At 69.1% G+C, this 2,499-nt stretch carries 3 protein-coding genes and 1 pseudogene; 1 reads left to right on the forward strand and 3 read right to left on the reverse strand.

Annotation, left to right across the window (positions count from 1 at the left end; translation table 11 throughout):
• From B3E91_RS13730 to B3E91_RS13740, 3 genes are all read right to left on the reverse strand, one after another.
• A partial coding sequence (locus tag B3E91_RS13730; RefSeq protein WP_287029942.1) for a Rieske 2Fe-2S domain-containing protein occupies nucleotides 1-287 on the reverse strand: 287 nt, incomplete at its 3' end.
• A 66-nt stretch (nucleotides 288-353) separates the two neighbouring features.
• Entirely contained in the window at nucleotides 354-1,247 is an 894-nt protein-coding gene (locus tag B3E91_RS13735) for a cation diffusion facilitator family transporter (RefSeq protein ID WP_287029943.1), read from the reverse strand.
• Between the two features lie 49 nt (nucleotides 1,248-1,296).
• Complete coding sequence (locus B3E91_RS13740; RefSeq protein ID WP_287029944.1) at nucleotides 1,297-1,716, reverse strand: polyribonucleotide nucleotidyltransferase; 420 nt, start codon at nucleotides 1,714-1,716, stop codon at nucleotides 1,297-1,299.
• Nucleotides 1,717-1,925: 209 nt separating this feature from the next.
• On the opposite strand from B3E91_RS13740, the pseudogene B3E91_RS13745 reads away from it, so the two are divergent.
• Nucleotides 1,926-2,306, forward strand: a pseudogene (locus B3E91_RS13745) (DEAD/DEAH box helicase); the annotation flags it as partial.
• Between the last annotated feature and the right edge of the window lie 193 nt (nucleotides 2,307-2,499).

Genomic DNA, 2,499 nt, shown 5'->3' on the forward strand with positions numbered 1-2,499 from the left:
TCCCCGTCGACCACCTCCACCGGATAGCGCTTCAGGCCATCGAGGGCCGGCGGCTCGCAGAGGCTGCCGTCGGCCACGGCGAAGGCGGCCTTGTGCCAGGGACAGGTCAGCCGGCCGTTGCACACCGCGCCCTGGTCCAGCGGCGCGCCGGCATGCGGGCACTCGGCCTGGTAGGCGTGCACCGTCTCGCCGGTGCGCAGCAGGAGGACCTTGGTTTCGCCGATTTCGACGCGTGTGCCTCGGTCCTCGCGCAGGTCGGCGAGGCGGGCGACGGGATGGAGCGACATGGGCTTCCCCTCGACGGGCGTTCTCATCAGGTATGCCTGTTTGGAGTCCGCCCGCGTCGGAGGGGTTCAGTGCCGCCGATGCCGCGCCGCGTTCGGCGGGTCGGCGTGAACCAGCACCTCGGCGCGCGGAAACTCCTGGCGGATCGCCGCTTCGGCCTGGTCGCAGAGCGCATGGCCTTCGTCCAGCGACAGCCCGCCGGGCAGCTCCAGGTGCAACTGGACGAACCAGTGGGTGCCCGACATCCGCGTGCGCAGGTCGTGGGTGCCGAGCACGCCGGGCACCGCGCAGGCCAGCTCGTGCATGCGCTGGCTGATCTCGACCGGCAGTTCCTCGTCCATCAGCACCGAACAGGCGCCGCGGATGATGCTCGTGGCGCTGTAGAGGATGTACGCGGCGATGCCCAGCCCGAACAGCGCATCCGCCCGGTGCAGGCCGGCCTGGGCGAGTAGCAGCGCGGCGAGGATGCTGCCGTTGAGCAACAGGTCGGAGCGGTAGTGCAGGGCGTCGGCGGTGATCGCGGTGGAGCCGGTGACCTCCACCACGTGCCGCTGGAAGCGCAGCAGGGCGAGCGTCGCCAGCAGCGACACGACGATCACCGCCAGCCCCGCCCCGGTGGCTTCCAGCGGATGGGGATCGGCGAGGCGCTGGACGCCCTGATAGCCGACGAAGAGCGCGCTGGCACCGATGAACACGCCCTGGCCGAGCCCGGCCAGCGCCTCGGCCTTGCCGTGGCCGTAGCGGTGGTTGTCGTCCGCCGGACGCAGCGCATAGGCGACGGCGAGCAGGTTGAGCAGCGAGGCGGCGCCGTCGAGCAGCGAGTCGGTGAGCCCGGCGAGCAGGCTCACCGAACCGCTGAACCACCAGGCGACGGCCTTGGCGAGGGCCAGCGACAGCGCCACGGCGAGCGCGGCGCGGGTCGCCAGGCGCATCAGCCGGGCATGGCGTGGGTCGATGATCATCGGCGTTCGGTCGGCAGGGCGGCCCGTCGCCGCGCGGCTCGCTGCGGCATCAGACGGCTGGGCGCAGGCCGTAGGCGGCCAGTTGCTCGAGGCTGCCGCTGTGCTGGATCAGCCGCGGGTCGTCGAGCGGCAGCGTGCGGCCGGTTTCGCGGGCGATGATCGCCTTGAGCTTCTGCTTGTCGACGCTGCCGTCGGCGCTGATCGCGTCCTGCAGTTTTTCCGGCGCCACCGAGTAGTGCTCGTTCGGTGCCAGGTAGATCGCGCCGGTGGCGAAATCGATGCCGAAGGCGATCAGCCCGGGGATCACGTAGAAGAGGATGCCGACGGCGTCGAGTGCGGCGACCAGTGGATCGATCCGGCCTTCGATCTGGCCACGGCGGTCGGGGAAGAACAGGGTGCCGCAGGCGCTGAGCTGGGTGAGCAGGGTGACGGCGAGAGCGCCGCCGATGATGCGGTTACGCATGAGCATGAAGGACCTCCAGGGAAAGCAGTGCGCCACTATATCAAGCGCCAGGGGGCGTTTTCCGCAGGCCGTACAAAGGTTTTTCTGCAACCTGTGTCGCCCCCTGTGAGACCGCGGCGGCGCGCCGGCGTTTCTTCGCCGGTGGACGAACCCACGGCCGCGCCGCTTACCCGCGCGGCGCGCTTATAATCCGCTCCCCCCGTTTCGGAGCCGCCATGCACGCCCTGCCCATCGATGCCGTTCTGCCCGCCCTGCGCGAGGCGCTGAGCCAGCGCCACGAAGCCGTGCTGGAGGCACCACCCGGCGCCGGCAAGACCACCCGCGTGCCGCTGGCGTTGCTCGGCGAAGCCTGGCTCGCCGGGCAGACCATCCTGATGCTCGAACCGCGTCGCCTGGCGGCGCGCGCGGCGGCCGAGCGGCTGGCCGCCGAGCTGGGCGAAGTGGTCGGCGAAACCGTCGGCTACCGCATCCGCCTGGAGACGAAGGTCGGTCCGCGCACCCGCATCGAAGTGGTCACCGAAGGCATCCTCGCGCGGCGCCTGCAGGACGATCCGGCGCTGGAGGGCGTCGGCCTGGTGATCTTCGACGAATTCCACGTTTTGCCATTTGCACCGAAATATTACTGATTTTGTCAAAATCAGAGTGCTCTATCTCCCTAAGCACTGCCCCGCACGCCCACGTCTGATCAACGCCAATGTTTAGCCCAAAGACAAGATTTCCCTGATAGCTCAGTGCATCCAACTGCTCACTTTGATCATCATGGTCAAGTTGAATCGCCCCGGGTTTCGT

The organism is Pseudomonas sp. UBA6310, from assembly GCF_002438225.1.
In the GTDB taxonomy this organism is placed as follows: Bacteria; Pseudomonadota; Gammaproteobacteria; order Pseudomonadales; family Pseudomonadaceae; genus Pseudomonas_O; species Pseudomonas_O kuykendallii.